Source organism: Acinetobacter tandoii (assembly GCF_008867985.1).
Lineage (GTDB): Bacteria > Pseudomonadota > Gammaproteobacteria > Pseudomonadales > Moraxellaceae > Acinetobacter > Acinetobacter tandoii.
On sequence record NZ_VXLD01000018.1, the window covers coordinates 26,681 to 45,540 of the forward strand.

An 18,860-nucleotide genomic window follows, 5' to 3' on the forward strand; every position below is an offset into this window, starting at 1 on the left:
TCCGCCTAAGATTACCATCTTAAGCGGATTTAATCAGCTAGTTGCTGTGAGAAGCTGCGTTATGCGGCTTCTTTCGAGCTACGTGCTTTTTCTACTGATTTATTAATAAACCATTGTTGTGTAATGGTAATCGTGTTGTTCACAATCCAGTACAGAACCAAGCCTGCAGGGAAGAACAACATAAATACAGTAAACATAATTGGCATAATGCGGAACACTTTCGCCTGCATTGGATCAGCAGGTTGCGGGTTCAACATTTGCTGAATGAACATGGTCGCACCCATCAATAATGGCAGGATAAACCACGGGTCCATTGCTGATAAGTCTTGAATCCAGAGCATCCAAGGTGCATGGCGCAATTCCACACTTTCCATTAGTACCCAATACAAAGCCAAGAAGATCGGCATTTGCAGTAATAACGGTAAACAGCCTGAAAGTGGGTTGACTTGCTCACGCTTGTACAATGCCATCATTTCTTGAGAGAAGCGCATACGGTCTTCACCGAATTCTTCTTTCATACGCTGCATTTCTGGTGCAATTACACGCATTTTCGCCATTGAGCGATAGCTCTTAGACGACAATGGCCACAGAATGAGTTTAACCAATACAGTCAGTAAAATGATTGACCAGCCCCAGTTTCCGACCAAGTTATGGAAGAATTGTAAGCCTAGGAACAATAATTTTGCGATTGGCCATAACCAACCATAATCAACGGTCTGATTTAAACCTACAGCCAAATCTTTCAATTCAGATTGAATTTTAGGACCTGAATAGAACGTCGCGTCAACCTCTGCCACAGTACCTGCAGGTACATTGATGGTCGGTGAAGTAAAACTGAGGATGTTCATATCATCACTCGATTTACGCGATTCTAATTTAGCGCTATAAGCTTGACCATTGGCCTGAGTCAACTTCAACTCGCCTGGAATCCAAGCACTGACAAAGTAATGCTGAACCATTGCAACCCAGCCGCCTTTTGCTTCAACATTTAACTTTTCATCGTTAAAGTTGGCAAATTTAAGCTTGTTGTAATGTTCTTCAGGCGTACCCCACGCACCACCCAAGAAGGTACCCAAAGTGAAAATCCCTTGATCCGATTTTCCTGGATCTTCTGAATTATCGCGTTTGAGCTGACCAAACATCTGGCCTTGCCAGTTTTGACCGCTGCGGTTAACCACTTTGTGATTGACCACAACTGGATATTCACCTTGAGTGAAGGTAAATGTTTTAATAATTTCTACACCGTCAGCCGTTTTAAAGACCATCGGAACAGAAAGTACTTTAACTGACTTGCCGTCTTTATCTTTCGCTGCTTTTGCATCAGCTAAAGTATATGCAGATTTCTCAATTTCATAGACAGGACGACCATTACGGCTACTGTCAGGCCCATTTAGACCAATTAAACCAGATTGTGCAACATACGTACGTTTGGCATCGCTTTCCAGCATAACAAACGGTTCATCGCTATCTTTGTTTTTATCATGATTGAGTAATTCAACACGAACAATATCACCACCTTTTGGACTAATCCAAAGATGATAAAGGTCAGTTTGAACTGAAATAAGCTGTTGACTTGCTGCCGCAGTCGATTCTGTAGTTTGCTGAGCAGTACTATTTGCTTGTGGCACATCAGAAGCAGCCGTAGCTGTCTGTCCATTTGGCAAGTCAGCAGAGACTTCATGTGAAACGACAGCAGCTTTTTGTGGCTGTTGTTGAGTTTCATTATGACCATAGTCCTTTTGCCATGCCAAAATAAGCAAATATGCGACGACAAACATGGCTCCTAGAATTGCAATCCTGGCCCATTGTTGCATATCTATTACCCCAAAAAGTTAGAGTGATTTTGATTCCATAAACATCCACGAAAGGGTACAGCAACGAGATGCATTTGAGAATCGATTTGCTGAAATGAAATAAAACGAATTGCTTTTGCAGGAACAGGATCATAACCTGAGCCGCCCCATGGATGACATCGACAAATACGATTTGCAGCCAACCAAACACCCCGTACAGCTCCATGCGTATGGATTGCTTCCAATGAATATTGAGAACATGTAGGTATATAACGACAGCGTGGTCCCAACATAGGACTAATCGCGATCTGATAGAATCGAATGAACCAATGCAGCACACGTACCATTGGCTTTCTCTACTTCTGTGGGGAGGGAGCTATTTTTGAATGCTTTTTGGCAATGCGTTGCAGCTTTTGCCAAGCAAATTGTAATTGCTGATGCAATTCTGAATTGGCGACTGTTTCTATACCAACTTTAGGCATAACAACAATATCCAAGGCATCCAGTTGCATTTGATGCAGGCGAAAACTTTCGCGAGCAAGTCGTTTTACTCTATTTCTTTCATGCGCACGGCGCACTTTTTTCTTGGCAACAACAATTCCCAAACGACTGTTAGGTTGCTTGGAATGTGTTGCAAGAAACAAGAAATGGGGTTGATGCACTTTAAAAAGCGCACCATCAAATACAACTTTATAATCGGCAGCACAGCGAAGACGCCGCTCTGCGCCGAAGTCATAAAGTGTCATAACACCCAAAATCGTTTAAGCATTAACAGATTAAACAGTTAAGCTGTGACGACCTTTTGCACGACGGCGAGCTAATACTTGACGACCAGCTTTAGTAGCCATACGAGCACGGAAACCATGAACGCGTTTACGCTTTAATTCAGATGGTTGGAATGTACGTTTCATATCGAAACTCCAAAAATTGATCTTTCTATAAAGGTCCGCGATTTTAGTGTTCATTGCTTGAGCTGTCAATCAAAAACGCTCATTCAGAGCAAATAAACTTATAATCAAAACAGCTTGACTACAAAAACCTCAATTGTTCTATTCACGAAATTAAAAAGTATTCACACCATAATAAGTTGTTAAATAATAAAAAATAAGTTATAAACAATATTATTCACAAATTTATCCACATAACGATAGACAACTGATGGTTTAAATTTAAATTTATTCTTTTGTTTGAGTTATCCCCAACAAAAGTTGGCTTTAATAAATAAATTCAAATTTTAAAATTTAAATTTATTCTTATTAGGGAGTAGTTTTTCTGTGGAAAAGCTATTTTTAATATATAAAAACAAGACTTAACCCTGTGGATATCTGTGTTTTTAAGATTTTAATCAATTGTGGATAACTTGGTGGTTATTTTTATCCACAGCCTGCGGGTGCTTTTATCCACATGAGGTTTTGAATTTAAATTTAGATTGTTTATTTCTTTTTTGAGCAAATTTTGCAGAATTCTTCATGACAGATGTGGATAACTTGGTTAGAATGGCGACCCGCTTAGGCGGACAGTGGTGTTTTTAAATTTAAAAATGGATGAATAGGGGTTTCACATGCTTTGGACAGACTGCTTAACTCGCTTGCGACAAGAGCTCTCTGGAAATGTTTTTACAATGTGGATTCGCCCTTTAGTTGCTGAAGAGTTAGAAGACACTTTGCGACTATATGCGCCTAATCCATATTGGACGCGTTATATTCAAGAACATCATTTAGAACTTATTACTATTTTGGCAGAGCAATTGTCAGAAGGACGAGTACGTCATGTGGAAATCATGGTGGATTCTCGGCCTGGTGCAATTTTATCTCCAAGTGAACAACCTGCTACAACAACAGCAGCCTTGGAAACTTCAACCCCTGTACCAGCAGTAAAGCCAAAGAAAGAAAAAGATGATTTGTCGCTAAAAAACAAAAAGCGATTGCTAAATCCCTTATTTACTTTTTCACTGTTTGTTGAAGGTCGTTCTAACCAAATGGCCGCTGAAACTTGCCGTAAAGTATTGACTCAATTGGGAGCTTCTCAGCATAACCCTTTGTTTTTATATGGCCCGACAGGTTTAGGTAAAACTCACTTAATGCAAGCGGTAGGGAATGCTTTATTGCAAGCTAAGCCAAATGCACGAGTGATGTATATGACCGCTGAAAGCTTTGTGCAGGACTTTGTTAGCTCCTTACAACAAGGCAAAGTGGAAGAATTTAAGAAAAACTGTCGTTCTTTAGACTTGCTTTTGGTGGACGATATTCACTTATTGGCTGGAAAAGAAGCCAGTTTGGTCGAGTTTTTCTATACATTTAATGCCTTGTTGGATGAATCGAAGCAAATTATCTTAACTTCAGATCGTTATCCTAAAGAATTGACGGAACTCGATGCCCGTTTAGTTTCGCGTTTTTCTTGGGGCTTGTCGGTTGGTGTAGAACCTCCAGATATTGAAACGCGAATTGAGATTTTATTGAAGAAAGCTCAGAGTAGTGGCGTAGATTTACCACGTAACTGTGCGTTATTTATTGCACAACAAGTCGTTGCGAATGTCCGTGAGTTAGAAGGTGCACTCAATAAAGTGGTCGCTATTTCACGGTTTAAAGGTACATCAATTGATCTTGATGTGGTGCGCGAGTCACTTAAAGATGTATTGGCGATTCGTGCTCGAACCATCAGTACAGAAAACATTCAACGTGTGGTGAGTGAATATTTCCGTATTCCATTGAAAGAGTTGATTGGTCCTAAACGGACGCGTATTTATGCACGCCCTCGTCAATTGGCTATGGGCTTGGCACGTGAACTGACAGGGGACAGCTTTCCTGAAATTGGTATGGCATTTGGTGGTCGTGACCACAGTACTGTCATGCATGCGTGTGAAAAAGTGCAAAGCCTCAGAGAGGATGATCCTATCTTTAATGAGGATTACAAAAACTTGCAACGCCTGCTGCAAAGCTAATCTATATTGATCAAATTCTATTCTTGCAATGCGGTATATTCTGCCGCATAGTACACTGCTAAAAACACATTTATTTATATTTCATCTTCAGTTTTTTCGAGGAATGCATCGTGCGTTTAAAAATCGCCAAAGAAAGTTTACTTAATGTTCTTTCACATGTAGTAGGAGCGGTGGAACGTCGCCACACCTTAAACATTTTATCGAATGTTAAAGTACAAGTGAGTCAAAATGCTTTGGCGATTACAGGTTCAGATTTAGAAGTTGAATTGGTTGCGAGTACCAATTTAATGGAAGGTGCGTGCTTACAAGCGGGTGAAACGACAGTACCTGCACGTAAACTGATGGATATCTGTAAATCTTTACCAAGTTCTGCCTTAATCGATATTCAAATTACCGAAGATCAGCGCTGTATTCTGAAATCGGGGAACAGCCGTTTTGTATTGGGGACTTTGCCTGCCGAAGATTACCCGTTGCTTAATACAGAAAACACACAAGGCACACAAGTTGCGGTCACTCAGCGTGAATTAAAACGTTTATTTGAAAAAACGGCCTTTGCAATGGCTGTACAGGATGTTCGTTTTTATTTAACAGGTACTTTACTAGAAATTGATGAAAATCAATTGCGTGCAGTCACAACAGATGGTCACCGTTTGGCCTTGTGTGAAACATTGGCTTCTTCAAATACGCAACAGTTGATTCAAGCGATTGTACCGCGTAAAGCTGTGGGTGAATTACAACGTTTACTGAGCATTGAAGATGAGCAATTGTCGTTATTAATTGGTCGTGAACTACTGAATGTGACCATTAATACACCAAGCCGCGATAAAGAGCAGGGAACCATTACTGTTCGTTTTACCACGAAACTGATCGATGGGAAATTTCCAGATTATCGCCGTGTCATTCCACGTGGTGGTGATAAAAATGTATTAATCGCTCATGATGTGTTTAAGCAGTCTTTACAGCGTGTTTCGATTTTAAGTAATGAAAAACTGCGTGGCGTATTCTTGAATTTCAGTGCAGATACTTTGCAATTGCGTGCCAATAACCCTGAGCAAGATGAAGCGATTGAAGATTTGGCAATTCAGTACAACGATGCACCGTTAGAAATGTCATTTAATGCACAGTATTTACTGGATGTGCTTGGTGTCCTAGATGGTGATGATGTATCGATGACCATGAGTGAGGCCAACCAATCAGTATTGGTTCATGATCCTGCACATGCTGATCAGACCTATGTTGTTATGCCAATGCGTGTGTAATCGCTAGATTTATTATGCAGATTACGCGTTTAAACATCGAACGTGTTCGTAATTTAAAAACGGTTGCACTCTCTGAGTTGCAGCCGTTTAACGTCTTTTATGGTGCGAATGGTTCGGGAAAAACTTCAATTTTGGAGGCGATCCATTTGCTGGCGACGGGTCGTTCCTTTCGCACCCATATTCCCAAACACTATATTCTGCATGATGCTCAGAATGCTGTTGTTTTTGCTCAATCTTCCAGTGAAAAAATTGGAATGCAAAAACATATTAATGGCGAGCAGGTTATGAAAGTGAATGGAGATCATATTGCCACACAAGGGCAGTTGGCCAAACTACTGCCTTTACAGCATATCGATCCGCAAAGTACCGATATTATTGATCAGGGTGCCAAACCAAGACGACAATTGCTCGACTGGCTAATGTTTCACGTGGAACCAGAGTTTTATCATGCTTGGCAATATTATTCGCGTGCCTTAAAACAACGCAATAGCCTATTAAAGTCGCAGCGGCATTTAAGTCTAGAAAGCTTAGAACCGTGGAATAAAATGTTGGGTGAATATGGTGAAATTTTGCATTCACAGCGGGTTGCGATTGTGGAACAGTGGAATGTATTTTTTCAGCAAGATTTACACTATCTGCTGCCTAACTTAAGTGTTGAACTGCAATATATTGCTGGCTTTCATACTGAACATGGATTGCTACATGACCTATGCATTCATCATCAAAAAGATGTTGACCGAAGATATACAGAATATGGTCCACATCGTGCCGATTTACGCCTGAAAACCCCTAACGGGGAGGCGGATATTGTTTTATCCCGCGGCCAAAAAAAGCTACTGATTATAGCGCTAAAACTCTCACAGATTGCAATGCTACATGCCTGTAATAAGGAAACTGTGGTATTATTAGATGATCTGACAGCAGAATTAGATTTAGCCGCACAACAACGTTTAATTGAGCGATTAAGCCAACTTGGTAGTCAAGTTTTTATTACCACTTTAGAGCATGAATCTGTGCAAAAACATTTACATGACTTGTCTATTTCCCACCAATTGTTCCACGTGGAAAATGGCCAAGTAGCATGTGTTGTGCAATGATTTCCCATCTTTGGATAGACCGATTTTTCACTAGGGAGTAACCATGAGTTCAGAAGACCAATCTGTCACTCAAACAGAACAAAGCAACGAAAAGGCTTATGATTCCTCTAGCATCAAAGTGTTGCGTGGTTTGGATGCCGTTCGTAAGCGCCCAGGTATGTATATTGGCGATACTGATGATGGTTCAGGTTTGCATCACATGGTGTTCGAGGTGGTGGATAACGCCATTGATGAAGCTTTAGCTGGTCATTGTGATGAAATCTTGGTGACGATTCATGAAGATGAGTCGGTCAGTGTTTCTGATAACGGTCGTGGTATTCCAACCGATATTCACCCTGAAGAAGGGGTTTCTGCCGCAGAAGTTATTTTAACGATTCTGCACGCTGGCGGTAAATTTGACGATAATAGTTATAAAGTTTCAGGTGGTTTACACGGTGTAGGTGTTTCCGTTGTAAATGCCTTGTCGAGCAAACTCGAGTTAACCATTCATCGTGCTGGGCATATTCATCAACAAGAATATCGTCACGGTGACCCACAGTACCCTCTTAAAGTCATTGGTAATACAGAAACTACAGGTACGATTGTACGTTTCTGGCCAAGTGCAGAAACGTTTAGCCAAACGATTTTTAATGTCGATATTTTGGCGCGTCGTTTACGTGAATTGTCTTTCCTGAACGCAGGTGTGCGTATCGTTCTTCGTGATGAGCGAATTAATTTAGAACATGTATATGACTATGAAGGTGGTTTATCTGAATTTGTTAAATACATTAATCAGGGTAAAAACCATCTGAATGACATTTTCCACTTTACCACTCAAGCTGAAAATGGCATTGGCGTGGAAGTGGCGTTGCAATGGAATGATACTTATCAAGAAAATGTCCGTTGCTTCACCAACAATATTCCGCAAAAAGATGGTGGTACACACTTAGCAGGCTTCCGTGCAGCACTGACCCGTGGCTTAAACAGCTATATGGAAAATGAGAGTCTGCTGAAAAAAGAAAAAGTAGCAGTTACGGGCGATGATGCGCGTGAAGGTTTAACTGCAATTATTTCAGTGAAAGTGCCAGATCCAAAATTCTCTTCACAAACCAAAGAAAAATTGGTATCGAGTGAGGTAAAACCTGCGGTTGAGCAGGCGATGAACAAATCGTTCTCTGAGTATTTGCTTGAGAATCCTGCTGCAGCAAAATCAATTGCTGGCAAAATTATTGATGCGGCTCGTGCTCGTGATGCGGCTCGTAAAGCCCGCGAAATGACTCGTCGTAAAAGTGCCTTAGATATTGCTGGTTTGCCAGGTAAATTGGCAGACTGTCAGGAAAAAGATCCTGCAATGTCTGAATTGTATCTAGTCGAGGGTGACTCTGCGGGTGGTTCGGCGAAACAAGGGCGTAACCGTAAAATGCAGGCCATTTTACCCTTGAAAGGTAAAATCTTGAACGTAGAACGTGCACGCTTTGACAAGATGATTTCTTCTCAGGAAGTGGGGACGCTGATCACCGCTTTGGGCTGTGGTATTGGGCGTGAAGAATACAATCCTGATAAGTTACGTTATCATAAAATTATTATCATGACCGATGCCGACGTCGATGGTTCACACATTCGTACTTTGTTGTTAACTTTCTTCTTCCGTCAAATGCCAGAATTGGTGGAACGTGGTCATATTTATATTGCCCAACCACCATTGTATAAGTTGAAAAAAGGTAAGCAAGAGCAATACATCAAAGATAATGAAGCATTGGAAACCTTCCTGATTTCAAATGCGATTGATGATTTGGCTTTGCATATTAGTGCTGAAGCGCCTGCGATTCGTGGCGAAGCTTTAGCCAATGTGATTGCGGATTATCAAACCTCGCAAAAGAGTCTACAGCGTTTAACTCAGCGTTATCCTGCAAGCTTGTTGGATGGTCTGATCTCAATGGATGCTTATAAGTTTGATCATTCACAAGATTTGGCTTATGTACAACAGTGGGGTGAGCAATTGCGTGCTGCTGTTGAAAAAACTCAGCCGAGCTTGCGTCCTGAATTGACCTTGGAAGCTTTTGATAAAGAGCTGGCTGATGGTCAGAAGGTAGTGGTGTATTTCCCACGTATCACGATTTATGTGCACAACCTTCCGCACAGCTATTTGCTTGATGCAGGCTTGTTATCTTCGGGTGAGTATGTCCGTTTGCTGAAAAACTCGAAGAGTTGGTTTAGCTTGCTTGAAGAAGGTGCATATTTAGAGAAGGGCGAACGCAAGATTGCGGTCAACAATTTCCATCAAGTATGGCAACACATTTTACAAGACTCGCGTCGCGGCATGATGATCCAACGTTATAAAGGTTTGGGTGAAATGAACGCCGAGCAGCTCTGGGAAACCACGATGGACCCTGATAATCGTAATATGTTGCAAGTGACAATTGATGATGCGATTGAGGCTGATCGCATGTTCTCTTGTTTGATGGGGGATGATGTCGAACCACGTCGTGCCTTTATTGAAGAGAATGCTTTAAATGCCGATATTGATGCCTAACAGCATGTCACCTTGAAAGCAGCCTACGGGCTGCTTTTTTATTGCATAGACTTTGTTGGTTTTTAGTGATGGTTATTAAACTGTCGTATTGTTCTGGCATGCTGACTAAAAATAACTGAGCGGAAAGCATATGGATTTAAGTTTGGAACAGTGTCGAGATCATTGGCTGAATGCTTTTTATACGGGACAAGTACAGGAATTGATGGTATACGAGCATCCAGAATTTAAAGTGGTATATGAGGCACAAGGGAAGGTAGAAAGTAATTTGAGTCGTTATGCATGTATTGAGCATGCAGTTCAAAACGGTGTCTGGAAGCCACGTCATTTAGACATTCAAACTGAAATATTTGAGTTTAACCCGACACAAACTGAATGCCGAATTTTGCTCCATCTCGCGCAGCCTGGACAGGTCGTTCAAGAAACTTGGTCCTTTCATGCCGATGCATGGCAAATTATTGAACTACGGTTTTGCAAAAAGAAACTGGTTGATCTATGTGATTGAATTGATTTAAGCATAAAAAAAGCAGGTCGTGTGACCTGCTTTTAATTTATTAGGGATTGGTCTTAGTCAGTAAAAGTCACTTTCGCGATGGCTTTTTTACCTGCTTGAACAATCACCGTGATATTTTCTTTCACAGAGAAGCCGGCATCGACCACATTCCAATCGACTTTAACGGCTCCACGTGAAACAGCGTCTTTGGCAGCAGCCGCATTTTTGGTTAAGCCCGCAGCGCGTACAATCGAAGCAATAAACATTTCACCACCAAACTCGGCACGTGAAATCGTAATTTCAGGTGTTCCTTCTGGTAATTCACCTTCGGTAATGATGTTGCCAGCACCTTTATGCGCATTGGCAGCTGCTTCAGCACCGTGGAAACGTTCGACCAACTCAAGTGCAAGAATCTTCTTCACTTCTTGTGGGTTACGACCATCTTCAATTTCTTTCAACAAGACTTTGATTTCTTCAAGTGATTTAAAGCTGAGCAGATCAAAATAACGTTCAATCAAAGCATCTGGCATGGAAAGTACTTTTTGATACATTGCCCCAGGCGTATCAAATACCCCAATGTAGTTGCCTAAAGATTTAGACATTTTGTTGACGCCATCTAAACCTTCAAGAATTGGCACGGTAATACATACTTGCGCTTCTTGATCATAACGACCTTGCAAGGTACGACCCATCAGCAAGTTAAAGGTTTGATCTGTCCCACCAAGTTCCACATCGGCATGTAAGGCAACAGAATCATAGCCTTGTACCAGTGGATACAAGAATTCGTGAATGGCAATCGGTTGTTGATTATTATAACGCTTAGTGAAGTCATCACGTTCTAACATACGCGCCACAGTTTGCTGTGAAGCCAACTGAATTAAATCAGCCGCAGTTTTAGTCGCAAACCATTCCGAGTTAAACACTACTTTGGTTTTGTTCGGGTCAAGAATTTTAAACACTTGTTCTTGATAGGTCTTGGCATTTTCTAAGACTTGTTCACGTGACAATGGTGGGCGAGTCGCACTTTTACCCGTAGGGTCACCGATCATTGCCGTATAGTCACCAATCAAGAAAAACACTTCATGACCAAGGTCTTGGAACGTTTTTAATTTATTGATCAGCACGGTATGACCTAAGTGTAAGTCAGGTGCAGTCGGGTCGAAGCCCGCTTTAATTTTTAAAGGACGATTCTCTTTGAGTTTCTTTAATAGATCCTCTTCAGAGATAATTTCATGAGTGCCTCGTTGAATGAGGGCAAGTTGTTCTTCAGCCGGCAGGAAATTTGACATCACAAAACCCAAACACATCAGTTATTCAATTTGTGCGATATACTAACACTTTTTCAGCACATTGCAGGCTTTAGAATAATCATGACAGCAATCTATATTGGGGTAATGACCGGCACCAGCATGGATGGGGTAGATATTGTGGCCGCTTCATTCGACCCATTGCAGTTGCATGCCACGCTTACCTTAGCGTTTGACCCCGATTTACGAAATGAACTGATGGCACTCACTTTGCCTGATGATAACGAAATAGATCGTATGGGCAAGGCTGATGTGGCTTTGGCAAAAATGATTGGTGAAGGCATCAATACGCTGATTGAACAGCATCAACTTGATCGTAGCCAAATTAAAGCGATTGGTTCGCATGGGCAGACCATTCGACATCGCCCAGAGCATGGCTTTACTTTACAGATTGGCGATCCCAACATTATTACTGAAATGACTCAAATCCCTGTGGTCTCTGATTTCCGTCGTCGCGACATGGCTGCGGGTGGGCAGGGTGCACCCTTGGTCCCTGCTTTTCATCAAGCTTTATTTCAGCATGAAAGCATTCACCGTGTGATTCTGAATTTAGGGGGCATTGCAAATGTCAGCCTTTTACCTGCGGGTGCACCAGAGCAAGTTTCGGGTTTTGATACAGGACCAGCCAATATTCTGATGGATGCATGGTGCCATCGTTATACCGGACAACCTTATGATGAAAATGGTAACTGGGCAGCTTATGGTCAGCCAATTCGCAGCTTGTTAGAGCGTTTACAGGCCCATGATTTTTTTGCCAAAGAGCCACCTAAAAGTACGGGACGTGAAGATTTTAATCTGGATTGGCTAGATGACCAAATCATGGACTGGCGCAATGACGAGCTGGCTTATGATGAATTGGAAGATACACCTGAAAATGTCCAAGCGACTCTATTAAAACTCACCACACGTGCCATTAAGAAAGCCATTTATCGCTCAGGAATGGATACAGGCGAGGTCTATGTCTGTGGCGGTGGTGCTTATAATTCACAACTATTAGAACAATTACGTTGGCGTTTACGCAAACACCAATGGACAGTCCAAAGTACCGCAGATTTGGGCTTAAGTCCGACTTGGGTCGAAGCCACAGCTTTTGCTTGGTTGGCGATGCGTTTTGTTGAACATTTGAGTGGTAATTTACCTGCGGTAACTGGCGCTGACGGTTATCGTATTTTAGGTAGCATAACTGCAGTTTAAACGTCCAGAACACATGCATAAAAAAACCTCCTGAATAGGAGGTTTTTTTATCTATAATCGATTTAAATCGAGAAAGATGATCCACAGCCACAAGTGGTGGTTGCATTCGGATTTTGTACAATAAAGCGTGAACCTTCAAGACCTTCAATATAATCGACCACTGAACCGACGAGATATTGATAGCTCAGTGAGTCAACCAGCATTTTCACATCACCATTGATGAATTCTGCATCATCTTCATTCATATTATCGGCAAAGTTAAAACCATAAGAAAAGCCAGAACAGCCCCCGCCCGTTACATAGACACGTAACATGAGATCTTGGTTGCCTTCACTATCGCGCAATTGGCGTACTTTATTTGCAGCATTGTCGGTCAACACAAGCGCTGGAGCAGTCATGATAGATTCCTCTGTTCGGTTCATGGGTCTTTTAAAAATGAAAAAGACCATATGTCTAGTATAGCATACTCAATATATGGTCAATATTCGAAGATTAAAAGTCAAAGCAGAGTAATTTTATCAAGATTATTTGTAGTTTTCATCTTGTAAGCCGCATTCAAAATTTTTGGCATCTTCTTTACAGCGGAATTGCCACAGCAGTTTCATCATGCGTTTATCGTATACGCCTTGCTGAGTCAAATTAATTCGCGCATCACGCATCATTTTTTGATAGCCAGGTTTGTCGGTTGCGGAAACTTCCATCCAGTATTTTGTTGGAATATCGGCTTTCATTTTACCTAAAATGCCAAAGGCACGAGGAAGCTGTGATTTCACCCATTCACGTGATTGCTGTCCGTAGCCTTTAGGGAAACGGTCAGGGCGGATAATGATGTTGCCAGTAACTTGCAAAATTGGGTAGTTCACAATTGCCCCTTTGTTGCCTAAACCTTTGTGTAATTCGAGTGGTTTAAAGGCCGCTGCAGGGGCACCAATAATATCGACCTGACCATTATTAAATTTGCTGCCAAAATTGGTGACATCTGAACTAACGGCTTGGGCACCGACTTGTTGCACCATGATTTTTTGCGCTTGATCATAATCCAGCACGGCAATTTTTTTGCCTGCGGCTTTAGCAACAGTATTGATGCTACGATCATTGACCAACAGATAGGCATCACCCACTGGAATGACGCCTGCAACTTCATATTTGCCTTTCACCATATATTTGCTAAAAGTAGGATTGGCTAAACCTTGCATGACTTTAACTGCTAATTTTAGATTGGGAATGGCTCCAATCGCATCCAGTGAGCCAGTAAAATCATTAAATTGACGTCCGCGCATGCCAGTCACACTAATGCCATCGCATTTCCCTGCCTTAAAATCTTCGGCAATGACCGCTTCATTTTGGGCAACTCGTAATTCAATATCTGCCCCCCAGTTTTTGGCGGCCAATTGATAATCTTTCATTAGCGCATAGACATCACCACTTTTACCGACCAAGTCAAATACGCAGACCACTTGTTTGGCTTGTACAAGGCTGGTTGCAGTACACAGCCCGAGTCCGATCAAAAGTTGTATTGATGATCGTTTCATCATATGAATTTTCCTTATTCCGTTCTTTTTATATTGTTGGGATGATGTTTTTCATCACTTTAAGTGATAAAACAATCCGTTTTCCTGAGTTCAAGATTAGCGTGTTTTTATCCTTGAACATTGGCACTTTAGACTAAAACTTAAATAAAAAAGCCTAGAGTAATCTAGGCCTTAGTTATTGATTTATGGTCTATTCACCAGCCATCGAGCATTCGAAATTGGCTTTATCGACAGAGCAACGTGCTTTTTTCAAAACACTCATCATGCCTGCATCATAAATACCTTGCTTGGTGAGATCGATACGACCATCACGTAACATTTTTTGGTATTTAATTTTATCTTCAGCATTTAAATTCATGCGGTATTTTGCAGGAATACCCGCTTCAAGACGATTAATCATCGAGAAGCTTTTTGGTAAATTCTTCACAAACCAGTCTCGAGATTTTTGTCCAAAACCAGCAGGGAATTGCTCAGGACGAATCACAAAGTCAGCAGTCACTTGTAGAACTGGAAAGTTAAACATTGCGCCGTTATTGCCTAAACCCTTATAAATTTCGAGAGGTTTATATGCATAGGCTGGGGCGCCCACCATGTCCACTTGACCATTATTAAATTTAGCCACGAAATTTGAAACATCTGAAATCACAGCTTGGGCACCAACACGCTGTACCATAATTTTTTGTGCTTGGTCATAACCCAAGACTGCGAATTTTTTTCCAGCAGCCTTTTCGATGGAATTGATGTTTTTGTCACGGACGAATATAAAAGCAGAGCCAAGGGGAGCAATGCCTGCCACTTCATATTTTTTGCCACTCAATGTGGTCACCATTTTGCTGGCATTACGTTGGTCTAAGGCAAAGCTAATGGCTTTTTGCGCAATCGCATTACTGGGTACACCGCCCAAGGCATCAATTGAACCAGCAAATTTATTGTATTGACGTGCGCGCATTGCAGTCATAAAAACGCCGTCACATTTACCTGCTTTAAAATCGTTGTCTGCGACAGCTTCATCTTGTCGTGGAATGAGGTTGACTTCTGCCCCCCAGCTTTTTGCTGCTAGTGCCCATTCTTGCGCCATTTGATAAGACTCACCTGACTTACCAAGCAAATCAAATACACAGATATCGACTTTAGCTGCTTGTGTAGTCGTAGAAAGACCCACAGCAGTCAAAGCAGCTAAACTTAACATGACTTTTTTCATTGTGTTCATCCTTTTCAGATTGGTTATTGTTTTAAGTGTCCTTACACGCAAACAATATTAAGCAAGTTTTGTATTTATAAATAGAGTATTTACTCCAATTTTAAATAAAAAAATGACACGCGCTGCAAAATTGCTGTCAAATTGTCCAATCCAAAGCTGTGTTTTAAATAAAATCAGTGAATTAAAAGGATTTAGGCCTAAAAAATTATCATTAAATTATTCCCCACCAAGCGAGCATTCAAAATTGGTGCGCTCAATGGTACATCTGGCTTTTTTCAATACCGTCATCATGGTGGGGTCATAGATGCCTTGTTGGGTCAGATCCATCCGTGCATCACGTAACAGTTTTTGATATTTCTCTTTAGCATCCTTATCGAGTTCCATACGATATTTGCTTGGAATAGTGGCTTCTACACGCTGTACCATGGCAAAACTTTTAGGCAATTGACGGACAAACCATTGACGAGATTGAGCTGCAAAACCTTCTGGAAATTGCTCTGGTCGAATAATCAGGTCTGCTGTGACATTTAATACGGGAAAATTGACCATTGCACCGTTATTGCCCAGCCCTTTATAAATCTCAAGAGGTTTAAAGGCATAAGCTGGTGCGGGTACGACATCGACTTCATTCTGATTAAATTTTTTCACAAAATTGGAAATTTCAGACATCACAGGAACAGCATTCACGCGTTTCACCATAATTTTTTGTGCCTGATCAAACTCCATCACTGCAATTTTTTTGCCATTGAGTTTTTCAACGGTATTGATGGACTTATCCCGTACAAATAAATAGGCTGGACCAATCTGACCAATCCCCGCAACTTCATAAGTCTCTTTGCCTGATTTGGTGATGAGACGCTTTTGATTGCGTTTGTCTAAAACATAAGTAATGGCTTTTTGAGCAATCGCGTTATTGGGTACCCCACCCAATGCATCAATTGAACCTGCAAATTTATTATAATTACGGGCACGCATGGAGGTCATATAAAAACCGTCACATTTTCCAGCTTTGAAGTCTTGGTCTAATTTGGCTTCATCTTTGTAAGCCGTCAGGTCGATATTGGCACCCCAGTTTTTACTGGCCAATGCCCATTCTTCAAGAAACTTATAAGATTCCCCAGATTTGGCAAGCAAATCGAAAACACAAACATTAATATTTGCATGCGCTAAATTAGGCATATTGAATAGGGTTGCTGTAGACAAGACAAAAAAGGCTTTTTTCATTATTTCACCTCATTTTTTTGATTTTGCTGGAACAAATTTATATAAACATGTTTTTTTTGAATAAAATAGAGCTTTTACTCTATTTCCGACCGATAACATTTCGGTGTGTAGGATATTGGTCCTTTTTCTTTTCTAGGCGACTTCCTTTAGAATAGTGCTAACTTTTTATCTGCCAGTGTGTGTAATGATCCAATTAGACCAACTTTCAATACGTCGTGGAGGACGCGTACTCTTCCAAAAAGCCTCGATGCAATTGCATCCAGGTTGGAAAATTGGTTTAACGGGCGTCAATGGTGCAGGTAAATCCACATTATTTTCTGCGCTCTTGGGGGGAATGGAATCTGATGGAGGATCTTTAACCCGTCCTGCGGTATGGACCGTGGCCCATATGGCACAAGAAATCAAAGCTTTAGATATGAAAGCTATTGATTTTGTTTTATCTGGCGACGAGGAATTTTGGGAAATTCAGCACAAACTCGATCATCCAGAAAACTTAAGTAATGATGAACTTGCTCATTTATATGGTCGCTTTGATGAAATTCATGGTTATTCAGCCGTAGCCAAAGCATCGCAACTCATGGCGGGTTTAGGTTTCTTCGAACATCAATCCCAGCTCGATGTTTCAAGTTTCTCGGGTGGTTGGCGTATGCGTCTGAACCTTGCGCGTACCCTTATGAGTCGTTCAGATTTACTGTTATTGGATGAGCCAACCAATCATTTAGACTTAGATGCAATTCTGTGGTTAGAAGATTGGTTGAAAGCTTATGAAGGAACTTTGGTTTTGATTTCGCATGACCGAGATTTCTTGGATGCCATTACCGACCATATTCTGCATATTGAAAATCAAGAGCTGACATTATATACAGGCAATTATTCGACCTTCGAACGTACCCGCAGCGAGCGTTTAGCACAACAACAACAAGCTTATGAAAAGCAACTAGAAACTCGTGCCCATTTGCAAAAATATATCGACCGCTTTAAAGCACAAGCGACCAAAGCCAAACAAGCACAAAGTCGAATTAAGCAATTAGAACGTATGCAGGAACTTTCTGCTGCACATGTGGATACGCCGTTTACCTTTAGTTTCCGTGAACCATCAAAAATGAGTTCACCTTTATTAGAACTTGAAAATGCCGATATTGGTTACGGTGAAAAACTGATTGTAACCAATGTTAATTTGCAAATTACCCCAACCAGCCGAATTGGTTTATTGGGCATGAATGGTGCTGGTAAATCAACCCTGATTAAATCGCTAGTCGGCGATCTAAAATTATTACAAGGGACGCGTAAAGACTCTGAACTATTAAATATTGGTTACTTTGCTCAGCATCAAATGGATGTTTTGGATGGGAATGCCAGCCCAATGTTGCAATTGGCACGTATCGCCGACAAAAAAATTAGTGAAGCCAGCTTACGCTCTTTCTTGGGCAGTTTTGGTTTTAGTGGTGAGCGAATGGACACACCAAGTGAAAGTTTCTCAGGGGGGGAACGAGCGCGTTTGGCTTTGGCGCTGATCGTGTGGCAACGTCCAAATGTTTTAATTCTAGATGAGCCGACCAACCATTTAGACTTAGATATGCGTCATGCACTAACTATGGCACTCCAAGATTTTGAAGGTGCCGTTGTTCTTGTTTCACATGAACGCCAACTCATTGCCAGCGTTTGTGACGAACTTCTATTAGTACATAAAGGAACTTATCGTGAATTTGATGGTGATTTGACAGCTTATGCCGAATGGTTACGCCAAGCACGGATCGACATGATGAAGACTGGGCAACAACCCTCTGCTCCAGTTCAATCCCAAGTTGAAGTAAAAGCCACTATTTCAAAATTGGACAAAGAGGCGCAACGTAAAGAAGCAGCACGGCACCGTGAACTCAGTCGACCCATTCGTAAAAATATTGAAAAATACGAATTGCAGATGGAAAAAATACAGCCGCGTCTACAAGAAATTGAAACTCTGTTGGGAGATAGCAGTTTATATGAAGCAGAGCGTAAACAAGATTTGCTGAAATTGATGGATGAACAAAATCAGTTAAAAGCAAAGTTAGAGCAAATTGAAGAAGAGATGCTGACGTTAATGATGGAATTAGAAGCATTAGAAAGCTCGTTCTAATACGTCGAATGACAAAATAGAAAAGCACAACATAAAAGTTGTGCTTTTTTTTACATTTCACGCTGATAATAAAAGCCAAAAACACATCAAATGAAAATAAATATGCGATTTAGGTTCGAAAACGATTAAAAAATGAATGAAAAACTACTTATTTGCATTATTTTGTGGAAAAAACCAACACATGTGCAAAATAA

16 protein-coding genes are annotated in these 18,860 nt (G+C 41.1%); 7 read left to right on the forward strand and 9 right to left on the reverse strand.

What is annotated here, in order from left to right:
- Positions 1–59: 59 nt before the first annotated feature.
- From yidC to rpmH, 4 genes are read right to left on the reverse strand one after another with little or no spacing between them, the layout of a single operon-like run.
- Complete coding sequence (gene yidC, locus F4W09_RS16005) at positions 60–1,814, reverse strand: membrane protein insertase YidC (protein WP_044739552.1); 1,755 nt, start codon at positions 1,812–1,814, stop codon at positions 60–62.
- Between the two features lie 5 nt (positions 1,815–1,819).
- Positions 1,820–2,140 carry a membrane protein insertion efficiency factor YidD gene (gene yidD, locus F4W09_RS16010; RefSeq protein WP_016168948.1) on the reverse strand — a complete coding sequence of 107 codons (321 nt, stop codon included), beginning with the start codon at positions 2,138–2,140 and terminating at the stop codon, positions 1,820–1,822.
- A gap of 9 nt (positions 2,141–2,149) precedes the next feature.
- Positions 2,150–2,539: a ribonuclease P protein component gene (gene rnpA / locus F4W09_RS16015; protein ID WP_044739553.1), complete on the reverse strand. Its 390-nt coding sequence runs from the start codon at positions 2,537–2,539 to the stop codon at positions 2,150–2,152.
- Between the two features lie 30 nt (positions 2,540–2,569).
- Positions 2,570–2,704, reverse strand: coding sequence for a 50S ribosomal protein L34 (rpmH, locus tag F4W09_RS16020; RefSeq protein ID WP_000831329.1), 135 nt, complete (start codon positions 2,702–2,704; stop codon positions 2,570–2,572).
- A 650-nt stretch (positions 2,705–3,354) separates the two neighbouring features.
- Between rpmH and dnaA the strand changes: the two genes are divergently transcribed.
- The 5 genes from dnaA to F4W09_RS16050 all read left to right on the forward strand — a co-directional run bounded on the left by dnaA (position 3,355) and on the right by F4W09_RS16050 (position 10,104).
- Positions 3,355–4,734 (forward strand): chromosomal replication initiator protein DnaA, encoded by a 1,380-nt coding sequence (gene dnaA / locus F4W09_RS16030; RefSeq protein ID WP_044739554.1) that lies wholly within the window; start codon positions 3,355–3,357, stop codon positions 4,732–4,734.
- Between the two features lie 110 nt (positions 4,735–4,844).
- Entirely contained in the window at positions 4,845–5,993 is a 1,149-nt protein-coding gene (gene dnaN / locus F4W09_RS16035; RefSeq protein WP_016168945.1) for a DNA polymerase III subunit beta, read from the forward strand.
- A 14-nt stretch (positions 5,994–6,007) separates the two neighbouring features.
- The gene (gene recF / locus F4W09_RS16040; protein WP_151505365.1) at positions 6,008–7,090 is read left to right on the forward strand and encodes a DNA replication/repair protein RecF; all 1,083 of its coding nucleotides are present in this window, start codon (positions 6,008–6,010) and stop codon (positions 7,088–7,090) included.
- Positions 7,091–7,133: 43 nt separating this feature from the next.
- Positions 7,134–9,602 carry a DNA topoisomerase (ATP-hydrolyzing) subunit B gene (gene gyrB / locus F4W09_RS16045; RefSeq protein WP_016168943.1) on the forward strand — a complete coding sequence of 823 codons (2,469 nt, stop codon included), beginning with the start codon at positions 7,134–7,136 and terminating at the stop codon, positions 9,600–9,602.
- Positions 9,603–9,732: 130 nt separating this feature from the next.
- Positions 9,733–10,104: a hypothetical protein gene (locus tag F4W09_RS16050; protein ID WP_151505366.1), complete on the forward strand. Its 372-nt coding sequence runs from the start codon at positions 9,733–9,735 to the stop codon at positions 10,102–10,104.
- A 62-nt stretch (positions 10,105–10,166) separates the two neighbouring features.
- On the opposite strand, the gene tyrS is transcribed toward F4W09_RS16050, so the two are convergent.
- Positions 10,167–11,399 carry a tyrosine--tRNA ligase gene (gene tyrS / locus F4W09_RS16055; protein ID WP_016168941.1) on the reverse strand — a complete coding sequence of 411 codons (1,233 nt, stop codon included), beginning with the start codon at positions 11,397–11,399 and terminating at the stop codon, positions 10,167–10,169.
- Between the two features lie 63 nt (positions 11,400–11,462).
- Between tyrS and F4W09_RS16060 the strand changes: the two genes are divergently transcribed.
- On the forward strand, positions 11,463–12,593 hold the full coding sequence (locus F4W09_RS16060) for an anhydro-N-acetylmuramic acid kinase (protein ID WP_151505367.1): 1,131 nt from the start codon (positions 11,463–11,465) through the stop codon (positions 12,591–12,593).
- A gap of 62 nt (positions 12,594–12,655) precedes the next feature.
- On the opposite strand, the gene erpA is transcribed toward F4W09_RS16060, so the two are convergent.
- From erpA to F4W09_RS16080, 4 genes are all read right to left on the reverse strand, one after another.
- Positions 12,656–12,991: an iron-sulfur cluster insertion protein ErpA gene (erpA, locus tag F4W09_RS16065; RefSeq protein WP_016168939.1), complete on the reverse strand. Its 336-nt coding sequence runs from the start codon at positions 12,989–12,991 to the stop codon at positions 12,656–12,658.
- A gap of 126 nt (positions 12,992–13,117) precedes the next feature.
- Positions 13,118–14,125, reverse strand: a complete 1,008-nt coding sequence (locus tag F4W09_RS16070) for a putative solute-binding protein (protein ID WP_171492452.1) — start codon at positions 14,123–14,125, stop codon at positions 13,118–13,120.
- Positions 14,126–14,315: 190 nt separating this feature from the next.
- Positions 14,316–15,326, reverse strand: coding sequence for a putative solute-binding protein (locus tag F4W09_RS16075; protein ID WP_044739561.1), 1,011 nt, complete (start codon positions 15,324–15,326; stop codon positions 14,316–14,318).
- Between the two features lie 216 nt (positions 15,327–15,542).
- Positions 15,543–16,505 carry a putative solute-binding protein gene (locus F4W09_RS16080; protein ID WP_104442303.1) on the reverse strand — a complete coding sequence of 321 codons (963 nt, stop codon included), beginning with the start codon at positions 16,503–16,505 and terminating at the stop codon, positions 15,543–15,545.
- Positions 16,506–16,734: 229 nt separating this feature from the next.
- On the opposite strand from F4W09_RS16080, the gene F4W09_RS16085 reads away from it, so the two are divergent.
- Positions 16,735–18,666, forward strand: coding sequence for an ATP-binding cassette domain-containing protein (locus F4W09_RS16085; protein ID WP_151505369.1), 1,932 nt, complete (start codon positions 16,735–16,737; stop codon positions 18,664–18,666).
- Positions 18,667–18,860 lie beyond the last annotated feature (194 nt).

Bases quoted from the DNA above. Each gene is read 5' to 3' on its own strand.
- erpA (WP_016168939.1), bottom strand. From the start codon at position 12,991: ATGACTGCTCCAGCGCTTGTGTTGACCGACAATGCTGCAAATAAAGTA.
- tyrS (WP_016168941.1), bottom strand. From the start codon at position 11,399: ATGTGTTTGGGTTTTGTGATGTCAAATTTCCTGCCGGCTGAAGAACAA.
- gyrB (WP_016168943.1), top strand. From the start codon at position 7,134: ATGAGTTCAGAAGACCAATCTGTCACTCAAACAGAACAAAGCAACGAA.
- F4W09_RS16085 (WP_151505369.1), top strand. From the start codon at position 16,735: ATGATCCAATTAGACCAACTTTCAATACGTCGTGGAGGACGCGTACTC.
- F4W09_RS16080 (WP_104442303.1), bottom strand. From the start codon at position 16,505: ATGCCTAATTTAGCGCATGCAAATATTAATGTTTGTGTTTTCGATTTG.
- yidD (WP_016168948.1), bottom strand. From the start codon at position 2,140: ATGGTACGTGTGCTGCATTGGTTCATTCGATTCTATCAGATCGCGATT.
- F4W09_RS16060 (WP_151505367.1), top strand. From the start codon at position 11,463: ATGACAGCAATCTATATTGGGGTAATGACCGGCACCAGCATGGATGGG.
- rpmH (WP_000831329.1), bottom strand. From the start codon at position 2,704: ATGAAACGTACATTCCAACCATCTGAATTAAAGCGTAAACGCGTTCAT.
- yidC (WP_044739552.1), bottom strand. From the start codon at position 1,814: ATGCAACAATGGGCCAGGATTGCAATTCTAGGAGCCATGTTTGTCGTC.
- F4W09_RS16050 (WP_151505366.1), top strand. From the start codon at position 9,733: ATGGATTTAAGTTTGGAACAGTGTCGAGATCATTGGCTGAATGCTTTT.
- rnpA (WP_044739553.1), bottom strand. From the start codon at position 2,539: ATGACACTTTATGACTTCGGCGCAGAGCGGCGTCTTCGCTGTGCTGCC.
- dnaA (WP_044739554.1), top strand. From the start codon at position 3,355: ATGCTTTGGACAGACTGCTTAACTCGCTTGCGACAAGAGCTCTCTGGA.
- F4W09_RS16075 (WP_044739561.1), bottom strand. From the start codon at position 15,326: ATGAAAAAAGTCATGTTAAGTTTAGCTGCTTTGACTGCTGTGGGTCTT.
- F4W09_RS16070 (WP_171492452.1), bottom strand. From the start codon at position 14,125: ATGAAACGATCATCAATACAACTTTTGATCGGACTCGGGCTGTGTACT.
- recF (WP_151505365.1), top strand. From the start codon at position 6,008: ATGCAGATTACGCGTTTAAACATCGAACGTGTTCGTAATTTAAAAACG.